Source organism: Modestobacter sp. VKM Ac-2983 (genome assembly GCF_026967885.1).
GTDB lineage: Bacteria > Actinomycetota > Actinomycetes > Mycobacteriales > Geodermatophilaceae > Modestobacter.
Genome location: NZ_JAPVBK010000002.1, coordinates 1,045,227 through 1,058,836, shown reverse-complemented (window position 1 = coordinate 1,058,836; position 13,610 = coordinate 1,045,227). Strand labels below are relative to the sequence as shown.

Here is a 13,610-nt window from a genome sequence, read left to right as displayed (position 1 = left end):
GACAGCGTCCGGACAGCGGTGCCCCGTTTCCTGTAGGAGTGGGTCGCGTGGGTGCAGACTGCGGATGCCCAGTAGGGAGTGCGCCGTGACCGAGATGGAGTTCCGCCTGCTCGGCGCCATGCAACTGCGCGTCGACGATGAGCCAGTGAAGCTGCCCGGGGCGGCCGAGCGCGGCTTGCTCGCCCTGCTGCTGCTCTCACCGGGCCGGACCGTCGCCGCCAGCTCGCTCATCGACCGGCTGTGGTCGGAGTCCGCCCTGCCGGCCGACCCGCTGAACGCCCTGCAGCTGCGGGTGTCGAAGCTGCGTCGGGCACTCGCCGCGCACGGCGTCGACGTCATCGTTCGGGAGGCATCCGGATACCGCGCCGACGTCGACCGCGACCGCGTGGATCTGCACCGATTCGTGAGCTTGGTACAGGCCGCGCGCACCGCCGCGCGTAGAACCGCTGCAGGTGACGCGCTGGCCTCGTACGACGAGGCGCTGGCGCTGTGGCGTGATGATCCGCTCGCTGACTTCGCCGGCGAGGGCTGGGCGACCGTCGAGGCCGCCCGGTTGGATCAGCTGCATCAGGCTGCGCTGACCGAGCGGGCCGAGGCGGCCCTGGTGGCGGGCCGGCACGTCGAGGTCGCCTCCGACCTCGAGCCGACCGTCGCGAGGGACCCCGGGCAGGAGGCGATCGCCGGCCTGCTGATGACTGCCCTGTACCGCGCCGGACGGCAGGCGGACGCGCTCGATGTGTTCGCCCGCACCCGCCGTCACCTCGACGACGAGCTCGGGCTGCAGCCCTCCGCTGCGCTTCGCACGCTGCACCAGCGCATTCTCGAGCAGGACGATGCGCTGGCAGCCGTGCCTGCACAGCCCGGTACGGCTGGTTCGGCTGCTGCCGAGGCCGCACCGGCCGCGCCAGCAGCGCAGACCCCGGCGGTCGGCCAGGAAGCCGACACCGGACCGAAGCGGACCCTGCCGATCCCTGCTTTGCGGTTGATCGGACGCGACGACGAGCTCGCGCAGCTGAGCGACTCGCTCACCCGTCAGCGCCTCGTCACCTTGGTCGGCCCTGGCGGCGCCGGGAAGACGTCACTGGCCATGGCGTCTGCGCATCAGCTCGCCGACCACTTCGAGCAGCATGTGCATCTGGCCCGGCTGGCGGCGGTGAGCAGCCCGGCTGACGTACCGCTGGCGGTCGCGGACGCGCTCGGCGTGCCGCTCGACGGTGCCGACCCGAATGCGGCGGTGCGCGCCCGCCTCCTTGCCTACCTGGCGAACCGGCGGCTGATGCTCGTGCTGGACAACTGCGAGCACGTCATCGACGCGGTCGCGACGCTCGTGGACTCCATCCTCGGCGCGGCCGCACACGTCACCGTGCTCGCGACCAGCCGGGAAGCCCTCGCCGTTCCCGGCGAGGTGCAGGTCAGCGTCGCGCCGCTTGCGGTGCCGCCCGAGGGGACGCCCGCCGGGCAGGTGCTGCAGTTCCCAGCCGCTGTTCTGTTCGTCGAGCGGGCGTCGGCTGTCCGCGCGAGCCTGCCTCTGTCGGAGCCGAATCTGCTGGCGCTGGCGCAGGTGTGCCGGCAGCTCGACGGGTTGCCGCTCGCGCTCGAACTCGCTGCGGCACGCATGTCGTCGCTGTCGCTGCCGGACCTGGCAGGCCGACTGGGGGACCGTTTCGGCCTGCTCACCAGCGGACGGCGCACCGCAGAGGCCCGGCAGCGGACCTTGCGCGCGACCGTCGAGTGGAGCCACGCGCTGCTGTCCCAGCCCGAGCAGCAGGTGTTTCGGCGCCTGGCCGTCTTCCACGGCGGCTGGACGCTCGAGGCCGCCGAGACCGTCGTCGCGGGCAAGGACATCCCCGCTGGTGAGGTGTTCGACGTGCTCGACCACCTGGTCAACCGGTCGATGGTCGTGCTCGAGCCCGGCTCGCCGTCGCGGTACCGCATGCTCGAGACGCTGCGGCAGTACGCAGTCGAGGAACTCGACACCTCCGGGGAGCGAGACGACACGGCAGCCCTGCACGCGACGTTCTTCCGGCACGTCGCTGAGCAGGCCGAGCAGAGCCTTCGCGGTCACGGACAGCGGGCGGCGCTGCAGCGGCTGCGCAACGAGCACCCCAACCTGCGTGCAGCGTTGGCGAGGCTGTCGGCCGACCCGAGCCGGGTCGAAGACGGGCTTCGACTAGCCGGTTCGCTCGCGCTGTTCTGGCACCTGGGTCGGCACGTCGAAGGCCGCGAGGTGTTGTCGAAGCTCATCGCCACTCCCGGCGCGAGCCAGCAGGCACGAGCCCGGGCGCTGCAGGCGGTGTCGATCGTCGAGCGTCCACGGGCCTGCCTGGTGCATCCGAGCCCGCGCTGTGCGGAGACGGCGCTCGAGAGCTTGCAGCTGTTCGAGGCTGAGGGTGATGCGCATCGCGCTGCCCTGTCGAAGGTGCTGCTCGCAGTCGAGCTGCTCAACGGCTCGGACCCCGGCCGCTTCGCACAGCTGCTCGCCGAGGCAGAGGAGCAGTTCACCGCCCAGGCGGACCACTGGGGTCACGCGGTCGTCGCGTTCGTCCGCCTGCAGGACTTCATGCGCCGGGGCGACGAGCCGCAATCGCGGGCGATGGGCCGGACCGCGTCGGAGGCGTTCCGCCGGCTCGACGACGCCTGGGGCCTGTCAGCTGTGCTCTACCACCTGGGCTGGGGGCTGAAGGAGTTCGGCCGGTACGCCGAGGCCATACCCGTCCTCGAGCAGGCGATCGAGGTGTCGAGCTCGGCAGGGGTGTTCAACACCGCCCAGTGGGCGCTGTCCGACCTCGGCGTCGCGCTGCTGGCTCTCGGCGAGCGCGAGGCGGCCTCGGCCGCGTTCGACCGAGCTGCGTCTGCGTCCGAGGAGGTCGGTGACGCCGCAGGTGTGGTCCTCGCCGGCCTGGGACGGGCCCAGATCGCGCAGATCGATGGGGATGTGGCGACGGCCCGGCCGCTGTTCGAGGAGGCGGTGCGCGGCCTGACCCATCTGGGCACCCCTCTGTGGGGCGGGCACGCACTCGCCGGTGTCGCCTGGTGCGACTGGCGCGACGGGCTGCTGGACGACGCCGCCGAGCGGTACACGCAGGTACACACTGCCGGGCAGCAGTACAGCGAACCGACCTTGCTCGCGACCGGCCTGGAAGGCCTGGCGCGCGTGGCGGCCTCGATGGGTCAGCGGGACGAGGCGCAGGCGCGGCTCAAGGAGGCCGTCGAGGTTCGGCAGGCGTCGGCGCGCCCGGCACCGCCGCATGAGCAGGCCGAGCTCGACGACCTCTGGGGTCAGGTCGACGAAGTAGCCGGGGCGGCCGTCCGGCTGGGTGCGCCTCGAGCTTCGATGGACGTAGCCAAGTCCGGGCAGTTCACGTCTCGGTAGCCGGCGCTGCGTCCACGAGCTGCGGTGTGTAGTCGGAGCCGGCGAACACGGCCAGGACGTCGGCGACGGTCATCGTGCCGCCGACGACCACCGTGCCGGTCTTCGCGTCGGCCATGATCGTCTCGACGCCGCCGACGTCACGGAGCCAGCCGGTCACCTCGCGCACACAGTGCCTGCACTGCATGGAGCCGACCGAGAGCCTGACCTCGGGCATCGCGCTCACCTTCGTCCATCGGGCGTTCCCCTGACGCCACCTACGGTGCCTGGCTGCGCTGTCCGTCCGCTGTCCACCGACGGGCTCGGAGACGGCGCCCGGGACCAGATGGTCCGTTTCGGTGACAGAGGTGGGACAGGTCAGGGACAGCGCCCCGGCCGACCGTGTGCATCGCAAGCCAATAGCGACACGAGGCCCGGAGGCCGAGATGACCACCACGACGATCCGCACCACGTGCGGCGGTTGCCAGCTGACCTTCGACGTGCCCTCCGCCGCGATCGTCATCGACCTGCCCGACGAGCCACGTACCACCTGACTCGCAAGCCCTGTCGCGTCCCAGGACCATCAGCCCCGGAGTCCGCCATGAACGTTCCCGTACCGCGTGGGCAAGGTCTCCGTCCGTCCGGCGAGACTGTGCCGAGCAGCGCGCTGATGTCTGCCCTGACGACCGAGCACTACACGCTGCAGGCCCCACGCTCGTCGACGGTCATCGAGGCGAACGGACGCAGCTCGCTGTTCCTGTCCGCCGTCAGCGGCGCACTGGTTGCCCTGGCGCTGGTCGTCCAGCTCGACCGGTTCGGCGACACCTTCCTGGTGTTCGCGTTCTCCGTCTTGCCAGCGCTGCTGATGCTCGGCGTGATGAGCTAGCTAGCGCGCCTGGCCGACCTGGCCGTCCATGACGCGTACTACGCCCGCGCGATCGGCCGGATCCGCAGCTTCTACTTCGACGTCGCCGGGCCGGAGGCCCGCAAGTACTGGCTGCTGAGCGCAGGCGATGACCAGCACGCCGTCATGCGGCACGCCGGTCAGCTGTTCTGCTGCTGGTCCGCCTGCTGGCTGATCAGCAGCGTCGCTGGCGCCAGTGCGGGCAGCGCTCGCCGGCCCTCTTCGCAGCCGATGGCACGCCGCGGAATGCCGATGTGGCCACCGCTGGACTCACGTGCCACTTGGCGTAGACCAGACACCGGGCGGCACGGTGGAACCGGACCACGCGCCGCCGACGACCTCGATGCGGGCGTTGCGCATCGCCACGGCGCGCCATCGGGGGGAGCGGCGAGCGGTCTGGCGACGGACGCATGCCGACAGGACCGGTACGGACCTCGACGACCGCAGCTGTCGCCGATGTGCGGTGGCGAGGACGACAGAGCGAGGACAGCGGCAGGACAGAGGGCTTCACGAACCTGCGTTCTCGACAGCCACCGCCGGCTGTCCTCAGCAGACGACAGGAACCGTCATGACAACCACCGCACCCGCGGCGAGTTCGACGAGCAGCCGGCGCCGGCTGGCGCTCGCGCTCATCGCCGCCGCTCAGTTCATGGTCATCATGGACACCTCGATCATCGGCGTCGCCTTGCCGAAGATGCAGGCCGACCTCGGCTTCGACCCGCAGGACCTCAGCTGGGTCTTCAACGCCTACGTCGTCGCCTTCGGCGGGCTGCTGCTGCTCGGTGGGCGGCTGTCCGACCTGTTCGGCGCCCGCCGCGTCTTCACCACTGGCTGGGTGGTCCTCGCCGTCGGCTCGATCGTCGCCGGCCTGGCCAACGGGGTCGCCGCCGAACTGACCGGCCGCGCGATCCAGGGCGCCGGCTCAGCCCTCATCGCCCCGGCCGCGCTCACCCTGCTGTTCCAGGTGTTCGGCGGCACCGCCGAGCTTCCGAAGGCCCTCGCCCTGTACGGCGCGGCCGCACCTGCCGGCGGCACCGCCGGCGTCTTCCTCGGCGGAGTCCTGACCGAGTACGCGTCCTGGCCGTGGGTGTTCTTCATCAACCTGCCGGTCGCCGCTGTCGTGCTGCTGCTCACCCGCTCGGTCATGCCGGCCGGGATGACCGGCCGCGGCTCGCTCGACCTCGCCGGCGCAACCACCGCCACGCTCGGCCTCGGCGCCGTTGTCTTCGCGATCGTCCGCGCCCCTGAAGCCGGCTGGACCTCCGGCAGCACCCTGTTCGCCGGCCTCGGCGGCCTCGCGCTCCTCGGTGTGTTCGTCGCACTGCAGGCCAAGCTCCGTCAGCCGCTGATGCGCCTGGGCATCTTCCGCGCACCGAACCTCGCTGCAGCCAACGTCGCGCAACTCCTGCTCGGCGCCGCCTGGATCCCGATGTTCTTCTTCGTGAACCTCTACCTGCAGCAGATCCTCGGCCTGGGTGCGTTCGCGTCCGGCGCCGCGCTCCTGCCGCTGACGATCACGATCATGATCGGGATGGTCGCGGTCGCCCCGAAGCTCATCGCCCGCTTCGGCCCGAACGCGATGACCGTCTCGGGTCTCGCCACACTGGCCGCTGGCCTGGTGTGGCTGTCGTTCATCGACGCCAACGGCAGCTTCCTCGTCGACATCCTGCCCGCGTCGCTGGTGACCGCCGCAGGCATGGCGATGGCCTTCATCCCCTCGCTCGGCACCGCGCTGTCGTCTGCGGCGCCCGAGGAGGGCGGCCTGGCCGCCGGGATCGTCAACACCAGCTACCAGATCGGCTCCGCGCTGGGCCTGGCGGCGATGACCGCGGTCGCGGCTGCGTTCGGTGCCGACCAGATCGGCAACCCCTCCGGCCTCACGGACGGGTTCTCGGCCGCTCTGCTCGGCGCCGCCGGCATCGCCGCCGCCGGTGCGGTCCTCACCTCCGTGCTGCTGAAGAAGCCCGGCGACAGCCCGGCCGCCAACAGCACCGAGAGCGAGCCCATCGCCGCCTGACACCACCGCACGGCCTGCGCACGACCCGGCTGGCGCGGTCACTCCTGCGGCCGCGCCAGCCGTCCCCCTCCCCAGCTCATCGGACCGGAGAGAAGCGATGGCCAGCACACGCGTGCCCGCCGAGTTCGGTGAACGCATCGCCGAGGACGGCCCCGTCGCCCGCCACCGGCTCCGTCCGGAAGCGAGCGCAGTCCCGCGTCGCTTGCGCGGACGGGCCGGTCGCGTCATGACCGGGCAGCCTCCGGAGCGTGCCCCGCGTCCGCACCACCCGCACAGCTGATCTCCCTCGACGGCCACCAGTGGGCCCCGTCTCAGCTGCACCGGTCTCCCTCGAGCGCCCGGCCTGGCTCGTTCTCGGCTCGACGTCGGAAGGAACGCACCATGACCACCGACCACGACGTGTTCTCGACGGACACGGTCGGGCTGGCTCAGGTCTCCCGGCCGCAGGCCGTGCGGCTGGCCGACGGAAGCCGATTCGGCCTGTCGATCGGCGCGGTGCGCAAGGACCTGGAAGGGAAGGACATCGGCGATGCAGGCTCGGTCACTGAGTTGCGGATGTCGGCCTACAACGGCTCAATTCCCGGCCCGACGCTCCACCTCCCGCAGGGAGCCGAGATCACCGTGGACTGAAGTGACCCCCCTCAGGCGGACACCTCGTTTCGTGTCAGGTCCACGTTCTCGTAGTCGGTGGGGCTGAGGTTGCCGAGCCGGGAGTGCCGGCGGCGGGTGTCGTAGAAGCCTTCGAGGTAGGAGAAGACCTCCATCTCCAGTTCGTGGCGGGTGGGCCAGGAGCGGTGGTAGATCAGTTCGGTCTTGAGCGTGGCGAACACCATTCGGCCATCGCGTTGTCGAACGCCGAGCCGACCCGCCCCATCGAGGCCAGTACCCCGGAGGGCGCGTAGCGCCCTGCCGAACTCATAGGAGGTGTACTGGCTGCCGCGGTCGGTGTGGTGCACCGTTCCGGCCGGCGGCTTGCGGGTCGTGATGGCCATGCCGACGGCGTCGAGGACCAACTCGGTCCGTAGGTGGTCGGCCATCGCCCAGCCGATGACCTTGCGGCTGAAGGCGTCGACGACCACGGCGGGGTAGACGAAGCCTTCCCAGGAGCGCAGGTAGGAGATGTCGGCGACCCACAGCTGGTTGGGGGCGGCCGCGGTGAAGTTCCGCTCCACCAGGTCCGGGGCGGTCGCGGTGGAGACCGAGCGGCGGCCGTACTTGCCGCGCCGGCGCCGGTGCACTCCCTCGATCGAGCCCAGCCGCATCAGCCGAGCGACCCGTTTCCGGTTCCAGTCGTGCCCGCGGTCGCGGACCTCTGCGGCCAGCCGGCGGGCGCCCTACGTCCGGCGGTGGGCGACCCAGGCCTCGCGGGCAGCTTCGATGGCGTAGGCGTCGTCGAGTTCGGCGGCCGTGGGTCCGCCGGCGCAGGCGGCCCAGGCGGGCGGGGCTGATCCGGAACACCCGGCAGAGACGGCGCACGCCGTAGCTGGTCTTCTCCGCGGCGATGAACTCGCAGACCAATCCGCGGCTCACCGGCCCGTTTCCCCAGCGAGGAAGACCGCGGCTACTTTCAAGATCTCCCGCTCGAGCTCCAGCTCGGCGACCTTGCGCCGCAGCCGGGCCAGCTCCATCCGCTCATCAGCGGTGAGCGCGGCCGGCCCATCGGCTCGCTGACGTTTCTCGGCGGTGACCCAGTTGCGCAGCGTCTCGTGGTTGATCCCGAGCTCGCCGGCGACCTCCCGGACGCTGCGCCGGCTATCGAGGACGAGCCGCGCGGCTCGCTGCCGGAACTCCTCGGAGTACTTGCTCCGTCGGCCCATCCGGGCCCTCCTTCCTTGGCTTGCGCCAAGTCTGGAGGTGTTCAGCCGACGGGGGTCACTTCACCGTTCCTCGGTTTGGTAGGCGCGGTGAGCACGTAGCGCCTCGACGGCGGTGCGGGGAAGCGGGACGGTCCGGCGGGACTGGTCGGCCTTCGGCTCGTCGAGCTGCAGTCAGCGATGATGAAGCGATCGCTCGCACGAGGAGGTCGTGAGAACGCGACCGATGTGCTCCTGACCGTGGGACTGCCAGGGGCCGGGCAGACCACCGAGGCACAGCGCATCGAGGTCGAGGAGAAGCTCGTCGCCCTACGTAGGGCGGTCGGTCGCAGACCGTCGGCACCGAGAACTGGACGCCGGCGCAGGTTGCCGCGGCGTACGAGCGTCCGCTGCTCGGCGACGACTGACTTCTAGGCCCGTGCCGGGCGACGTTCGACGACGATCGTGACGATGCCGAGTGCGATCACCCCGATCTCCGAGATCGCCGCCAGCCACTCCGGGATGCCCGACCACCGCGAGTGCACCTCGAAGAGCCCGCTTGGGGTCGTCGCGAGGATGAACGCACCCAGCGTCGCGACGCCGAACCCGATCGCCCCGAGCAGCGGCAGCCAGTGCCGCCACACCAGCACGAGCACGCCGAGCATGATCCCGCCGATGCCGTTGAGCAGGAACGCCGGACCGACGATGTCGACCGACCTCATGCCGGTCGCCCACAGGTCGAGGTGGACGACCGCGGACAGCATGAGGCACGCGCACAAGAGGGCGCGCAGCATGTCGGACGTCGCCTGCCGCCCGCGATGTAGCCCCACTGGTTCAGGTCTTCCCTGCGAGGACTTCACCATCGACGACGTGCACGTCGACCTCGGACAGTGGTTTCCGAGCAGGACCCGAGACGTTGGCGCCGGACAGGTCGAAGACCGAGCCGTGGCACGGGCAGAGGAGCTCGCCGCCGTCACCCTTGACCGTGCAGCCCTGGTGCGTGCAGATCGCCGAGAGCGCGACGATCGTCCCTGCGGACGCCTGCGTCAGGAGGAGCTCGTTCCCGTCGGCGTCCTCGACGGAGAGCGCGCCGCCCTCGGGGACGTCAGAGACCTTGGCGAGCGCTCCGGACCCGCCGCCGGTGTTCTCGCTCGGGGTGTCGTTCGTCGAACCACCACCACCACCACTACCGCACGCGGCGAGCACGCCGGCTGCGGCAACGCCGGCGGTGACCAGTCCGGCCCGCTTCAGCATCTGCCGGCGATCGAGACAGCCGACGCAGTTCGATGCGTGCTCGTGGTCGTTCGGGTCCGGTGTGTTCGGGGCATCCAGCAGCGAGGACATCTGCACCTCCGTGCGCGAGTCGGGACGAGCGGTCACCAGTTGTCACGAGGTGGAGGTCGCGCAAGTCCACCGCGACCTCCACCTCGTTGCCACGACGCGGGCATCGTGGGAGTGCAGTGCGGACGTGTGCGGGCTCAGAGCTGATCTTCGGCTCGTTGACCTCAGTGGGGCCACACACGTCCGACGCTTCGTCAGGACTCGCGGGGGGAGACCGTCATGATGCCGATGCACATCTCGTCGGCGGTGCCGTCGCCCCACACGACGTAGCGCGGCGGCAACGTGCTCAGCTGCGGCAGCTGCTTGCGCAGCCCCGCGTCGTGCGTACACGTCACCCGCAGCGTGTCCCCTGGATCGACCTCCACCGGCGACGGCAGCTTCACCATCCGCTGGTTGTCGAAGTCGAACTGCGGCACGTCCAGCAGGACCTTGGCCTCCGGCGTGCCCGGGTTGAGTTCGACCTTCATGGACCTCCCGAGCATGTGCATGTGACCGAAACCGGCGAACACCGTCACCGGCTCCTCCACCTCGTGGTCGCAGGACTGGGTGTCACCGGGCTTCGGCACGCCGCCCTCGTTGCACTCCTCCACCTGCTCGTCCGCGAATTCGCCGACCTCCGGCCCGAACCGCTCCGTCACGTCCGCGATCGAGGCCGCCCGGTCACAGAGCGGACCCGACTCGTCGGCGGCACAGGGGAGGTCGATCGGCGCGTCGAGCGACCACGTCTCGAGTTCCCGGGTCTGCGGCGTGCCGTCCTTCAGCCGCAGCCGCACCGCCGAGCGGTCCGACCCGCCCGGCTCGCCGTCGGTCGCGAGCAGGTTGTAGTGCATCTGGAAGATGATCAGGCTGCCCGGCTCCAGTTTGAAGCCGGCGTCCTGGTCGAGCAGCGTCTCCGTGGCGCCGGGAGCCCAGGTGTCCACCCACGCCGCGCCCGGGTCGGCGCCCTCGTCGTCGTCCTCGACGTCGGCGCCCTCCACGCCGGTCCCGCCGAAACACTGCCAGCCGGGGCCGGGAGTCGTCGCGTCCTGCTCGCGCACCGCGGCAGCATCGCCCGGCGGCACCGCGTACACGATGCCGTGGTGCGCGATGGCGACGTTGTCCGGCATGACCTGGGTCCCGGTCAGGAACGCCTCCTCGGTCAGGCCCGGATCGAGCACCTGGCACCGGTACTCGTCCACGGCGCCCTCCGGCGGCGCGGGCGTGTAGGCCTCGGCCATCTCCAGATCGACGAACCGCTCGCCGGCGCGCAGCGGCTGCGGTGGAGCCGACGACCCGCCCCCGTGCCCGCTGTGCGAGTCGGCCGCGGCGGGCGCGGCAGGGTCGTCCGCGCCCGAACTGCAGGCGGTGACAGCGAACACCGTCGCCAGCGCCATGGTCACCCCGACCTTCCACCTTGAACCGGACGGCGCTGCGTTGACTGCCATCACTCGCCTCCTGATACGGGTTGCATCGCTCACCTGAGGCCCACTTCCTACCGAGCGAGACTTAGAGACCCGTTAGAGCGACGCTCAGGTCGGTCGGCCGAATGAGGTGCCCAGCGCGCGCACAGGCCACTGCCCAGGGTTCGGTTGACTCCTCACCTGTGAGACGTGGTCTTCGCTGGTGTTGGCGATCGCGGACCGGGAGGACGCGCGCGCCTCGAGCCGCCGTGAGCCTGATCCAGCGCCCGGCGGTGATGATGAGGTCCGTGAGCTGCGTCGACGGCTCGAGCAGGTCGAGCAGGAGAACGAGATCCTGCGCCGGACGACGGCCTACTACGCCTGGCGTTTGCGGCCGGTCACCGACCGGGACTGGGACGACGCGCATCTGATCAACGCCGCAATCGACATTCACCACGACGACCCGGAGTTCGGCTACCGGTTCAACGCCGACGAGCTGCCCGCTCGAGGGGGCTGGGGTCGGCGCGCCGTGTCCTGCCCCGACGGTGAGCCGCGCGGGCGATGCTCGAGGGCCGCCGTCGCTTGTCCTGCGCCGCGCCGCCGGGGCGGGTCAGCGCACCGCGGTGTCCTCCCCGGCGGTGAGCCGCGCGATCGGGGCGGGCGGGGCCGCGGCCGGAAGGTCGACCCGAAGCAGCGCGCCACCGCGTGCGGAGCGGGCGACGGTGGCCCGGCCGCCGTGGGCGTCGACGACCCGCTGCACGATCGACAGCCCCAGTCCGGATCCCGGCAACGCCCGGGCGCTGTCGGCACGGTAGAACCGGTCGAACACCCGCGGTACGTCGGCGGCGTCGATGCCCGGCCCGGCGTCGTCGACCTCGAGCACCGCCGACATGCCCTCGGCACGGAGCCGGACCTGGACCGGTTGGTCCGCGGGGGACCACGTGCCGGCGTTGTCGATGAGGTTGAGCACCGCCCGCTGGAGCGCGGCGGGACGCCCGCTCACCCACACGGAGGTCACGTCGAGCGCGACCTCGATGTCGGGCATCCGGGAACGCGCCCGGGTCGCGGCGGCCGCCACCACGTCGGCCAGGTCGAGCAGCTCGGCGCTCTCGTCGCTGACGTCACCGCGCGCCAGGTCGGTCAGCTCGGCGGCAAGGGTGCTCAACTCGGCCACCTGGGCGCCGAGATCGTTGAGCAGCCGGGTCCGGCCCTGCGCTGGCAGTGCGCTGTCCAGGGTGCCGCGCCGATCGAGCCGGATCAGCAGCTCGACGTTGAGGCGCAGGCTGGTGAGCGGGGTCTTGAGCTCGTGGGCGGCGTCCTCGGCGAGGAGCCGCTGGGCCTGCCGGGAGTCCCGGAGCGCGGCGAGCATGTCGTTGATCGACTGGATCAGCCGCCGGATCTCCCCTCCGCCCTCATCCGGGATGTCGGCGTCGAGATCGCGGGTGTGCGCGACATGTACCGCGGCGGCGGTCAGCCGGTCGATCGGTGCCAGCCCGATCCGCGCCACGGTCCGCCCGACAAGGGCGCCCCCGACCACGCAGAGCAGCCCGGTCAGCAGCATGCCCAACCCGAACTGGGTGAGCGGGCTCTCGTCGGCGACGCGGGCCACCTGGACCGCGCCGTCGCCCGCCCGCAGCGTGTAGATGTAGTAGTCGTCGTCGCCGCCGTCTTCGTCCTCCATCAGGTCGCCCGATGCGCCACCCGCCACGCGGCCGGCGCCCTCGCTGACCGGGGGCAGCGCGGGTTGGCCGGCCGGGGTCCGGGTAGAGCCGCCGGGCAGGATGACCCGCACCAGCCGACCGGATCCGGTGTACGGCGGTAGCTGGACCTGCGCCAGGCCGGCGCGCTCCGCATTCGTCGCCAGGACGCGGGACTCGGCGCGTAGCTCATTCTCGGCGGTGTCCTGCAGCTGCCAGTACAGCAGCCCGACGCCCGCCAGGAACGCCACGAACACGCTGACCGCGATGGCCGCCGCCGCGATCACCGTCAGCCGGGTCCGCAGGGACCACCTGCGCCACCATCGGGTCAGCCGTCGCGGTTCCCGGCCGACCGGCCCGCTCACGGAGGAGTCTCCCGCAACGTGTATCCCATGCCGCGCAGCGTGTAGATCAACCTCGGCTCACCCTCGGCCTCCATCTTGCGGCGCAGGTAGCTCACGTACACCTGGAGGTTGTTGGCGGTGGCGCTCATGTCGAAGCCCCAGATCGCCTCGAACAGCATGTCGCGGGTCAGGACCCGGGTCGCGTTGCCCATCAGCACCTGCAGCAGGGAGAACTCGGTCCGGGTCAGGCGCAGCGGCCGCCCGCCCCGCCACGCCTCGAACCTGTCGGGATCGAGCCGGACGTCGGCGAACGACAGGATCTGCGACTCCTCGTCGGTCGGCGTGCGCCGGCGCAGCAGGGCCCGCACCCGGGCCAGCAACTCCTCGATGGCGAACGGCTTGGGCAGGTAGTCGTCGGCGCCCGCGTCCAGCCCCGCGACCCGGTCGGAGACCTGGTCACGAGCGGTCAGCATCAACACCGGCAGCTCCCGACCCGCGGCCCGCAACCGCCGGCAGGTCTCCAACCCGCCGAGGCGGGGCATCATCACGTCGAGGATCAGCAGATCCAGCGTGTCATCGCCGCCCCCACCGACCCCGTCGAGCACCGCGAGACCGTTGGCGACGGTGCTGATGTCGTAACCCTCGACCTGGAGCACCCGCTCCAGCGACTCACGGATGGCCGCGTCATCATCCGCGATCATGATCCGCACGCCGGCCCGCCACCTTCCAGTCGATGCTGTTGCCGCTCACTGTCTCCGATCAACCTGAGGCCAGGATCAGCGGCTC

General features: G+C 71.2%; 12 protein-coding genes and 1 pseudogene. 5 read left to right on the top strand and 8 right to left on the bottom strand.

Translation table 11 applies throughout. The features are described from left to right. Nucleotides 1-94: 94 nt before the first annotated feature. Nucleotides 95-3,373, top strand: a complete 3,279-nt coding sequence (locus tag O2W18_RS11480; protein ID WP_269187722.1) for an AfsR/SARP family transcriptional regulator — start codon at nt 95-97, stop codon at nt 3,371-3,373. Here O2W18_RS11480 and O2W18_RS11475 read toward each other — a convergent pair. Then, the gene (locus O2W18_RS11475) at nt 3,360-3,587 is read right to left on the bottom strand and encodes a heavy-metal-associated domain-containing protein (RefSeq protein WP_269187645.1); all 228 of its coding nucleotides are present in this window, start codon (nt 3,585-3,587) and stop codon (nt 3,360-3,362) included. The genes O2W18_RS11480 and O2W18_RS11475 overlap by 14 nt on opposite strands. A gap of 432 nt (nt 3,588-4,019) precedes the next feature. On the opposite strand from O2W18_RS11475, the gene O2W18_RS11470 reads away from it, so the two are divergent. From O2W18_RS11470 to O2W18_RS11460, 3 genes are all read left to right on the top strand, one after another. Beyond that, nucleotides 4,020-4,235, top strand: coding sequence for a hypothetical protein (locus O2W18_RS11470; protein WP_269187644.1), 216 nt, complete (start codon nt 4,020-4,022; stop codon nt 4,233-4,235). A gap of 586 nt (nt 4,236-4,821) precedes the next feature. Further along, nucleotides 4,822-6,270, top strand: a complete 1,449-nt coding sequence (locus tag O2W18_RS11465) for an MFS transporter (protein WP_269187643.1) — start codon at nt 4,822-4,824, stop codon at nt 6,268-6,270. A gap of 381 nt (nt 6,271-6,651) precedes the next feature. After that, on the top strand, nt 6,652-6,900 hold the full coding sequence (locus tag O2W18_RS11460; protein ID WP_269187642.1) for a hypothetical protein: 249 nt from the start codon (nt 6,652-6,654) through the stop codon (nt 6,898-6,900). Nucleotides 6,901-6,911: 11 nt separating this feature from the next. Here O2W18_RS11460 and O2W18_RS11455 read toward each other — a convergent pair whose 3' ends face one another. The 5 genes from O2W18_RS11455 to O2W18_RS11435 form a co-directional block, all read right to left on the bottom strand. Further along, a complete protein-coding gene (locus O2W18_RS11455) occupies nt 6,912-7,592 on the bottom strand; it encodes an IS3 family transposase (protein WP_269187721.1) in 681 nt (226 codons plus the stop codon). Nucleotides 7,593-7,796: 204 nt separating this feature from the next. Next, on the bottom strand, nt 7,797-8,087 hold the full coding sequence (locus tag O2W18_RS11450) for a transposase (protein WP_269187641.1): 291 nt from the start codon (nt 8,085-8,087) through the stop codon (nt 7,797-7,799). Between the two features lie 407 nt (nt 8,088-8,494). Next, nucleotides 8,495-8,857 (bottom strand): hypothetical protein, encoded by a 363-nt coding sequence (locus O2W18_RS11445; RefSeq protein WP_269187640.1) that lies wholly within the window; start codon nt 8,855-8,857, stop codon nt 8,495-8,497. Between the two features lie 40 nt (nt 8,858-8,897). Then, nucleotides 8,898-9,407: a QcrA and Rieske domain-containing protein gene (locus tag O2W18_RS11440; protein WP_269187639.1), complete on the bottom strand. Its 510-nt coding sequence runs from the start codon at nt 9,405-9,407 to the stop codon at nt 8,898-8,900. Between the two features lie 191 nt (nt 9,408-9,598). Further along, nucleotides 9,599-10,828: a monooxygenase gene (locus O2W18_RS11435; protein ID WP_269187638.1), complete on the bottom strand. Its 1,230-nt coding sequence runs from the start codon at nt 10,826-10,828 to the stop codon at nt 9,599-9,601. Between the two features lie 181 nt (nt 10,829-11,009). Here O2W18_RS11435 and O2W18_RS11430 point away from each other — a divergent pair. After that, a pseudogene (locus tag O2W18_RS11430) lies at nt 11,010-11,294 on the top strand (IS3 family transposase); the annotation flags it as partial. A 99-nt stretch (nt 11,295-11,393) separates the two neighbouring features. Here O2W18_RS11430 and O2W18_RS11425 read toward each other — a convergent pair. Both O2W18_RS11425 and O2W18_RS11420 read right to left on the bottom strand, forming a co-directional pair. Then, the gene (locus tag O2W18_RS11425; protein WP_269187637.1) at nt 11,394-12,845 is read right to left on the bottom strand and encodes a HAMP domain-containing sensor histidine kinase; all 1,452 of its coding nucleotides are present in this window, start codon (nt 12,843-12,845) and stop codon (nt 11,394-11,396) included. Further along, entirely contained in the window at nt 12,842-13,525 is a 684-nt protein-coding gene (locus tag O2W18_RS11420) for a response regulator transcription factor (protein ID WP_269187720.1), read from the bottom strand. The genes O2W18_RS11425 and O2W18_RS11420 overlap by 4 nt, the downstream gene beginning before the upstream one ends. Nucleotides 13,526-13,610: the final 85 nt, after the last annotated feature.

Bases quoted from the DNA above. Each gene is read 5' to 3' on its own strand.
- O2W18_RS11480 (WP_269187722.1), top strand. From the start codon at position 95: ATGGAGTTCCGCCTGCTCGGCGCCATGCAACTGCGCGTCGACGATGAG.
- O2W18_RS11475 (WP_269187645.1), bottom strand. From the start codon at position 3,587: ATGCCCGAGGTCAGGCTCTCGGTCGGCTCCATGCAGTGCAGGCACTGT.
- O2W18_RS11470 (WP_269187644.1), top strand. From the start codon at position 4,020: ATGTCTGCCCTGACGACCGAGCACTACACGCTGCAGGCCCCACGCTCG.
- O2W18_RS11465 (WP_269187643.1), top strand. From the start codon at position 4,822: ATGACAACCACCGCACCCGCGGCGAGTTCGACGAGCAGCCGGCGCCGG.
- O2W18_RS11460 (WP_269187642.1), top strand. From the start codon at position 6,652: ATGACCACCGACCACGACGTGTTCTCGACGGACACGGTCGGGCTGGCT.
- O2W18_RS11450 (WP_269187641.1), bottom strand. From the start codon at position 8,087: ATGGGCCGACGGAGCAAGTACTCCGAGGAGTTCCGGCAGCGAGCCGCG.
- O2W18_RS11445 (WP_269187640.1), bottom strand. From the start codon at position 8,857: ATGCTGCGCGCCCTCTTGTGCGCGTGCCTCATGCTGTCCGCGGTCGTC.
- O2W18_RS11440 (WP_269187639.1), bottom strand. From the start codon at position 9,407: ATGTCCTCGCTGCTGGATGCCCCGAACACACCGGACCCGAACGACCAC.
- O2W18_RS11435 (WP_269187638.1), bottom strand. From the start codon at position 10,828: ATGGCAGTCAACGCAGCGCCGTCCGGTTCAAGGTGGAAGGTCGGGGTG.
- O2W18_RS11420 (WP_269187720.1), bottom strand. From the start codon at position 13,525: ATGATCGCGGATGATGACGCGGCCATCCGTGAGTCGCTGGAGCGGGTG.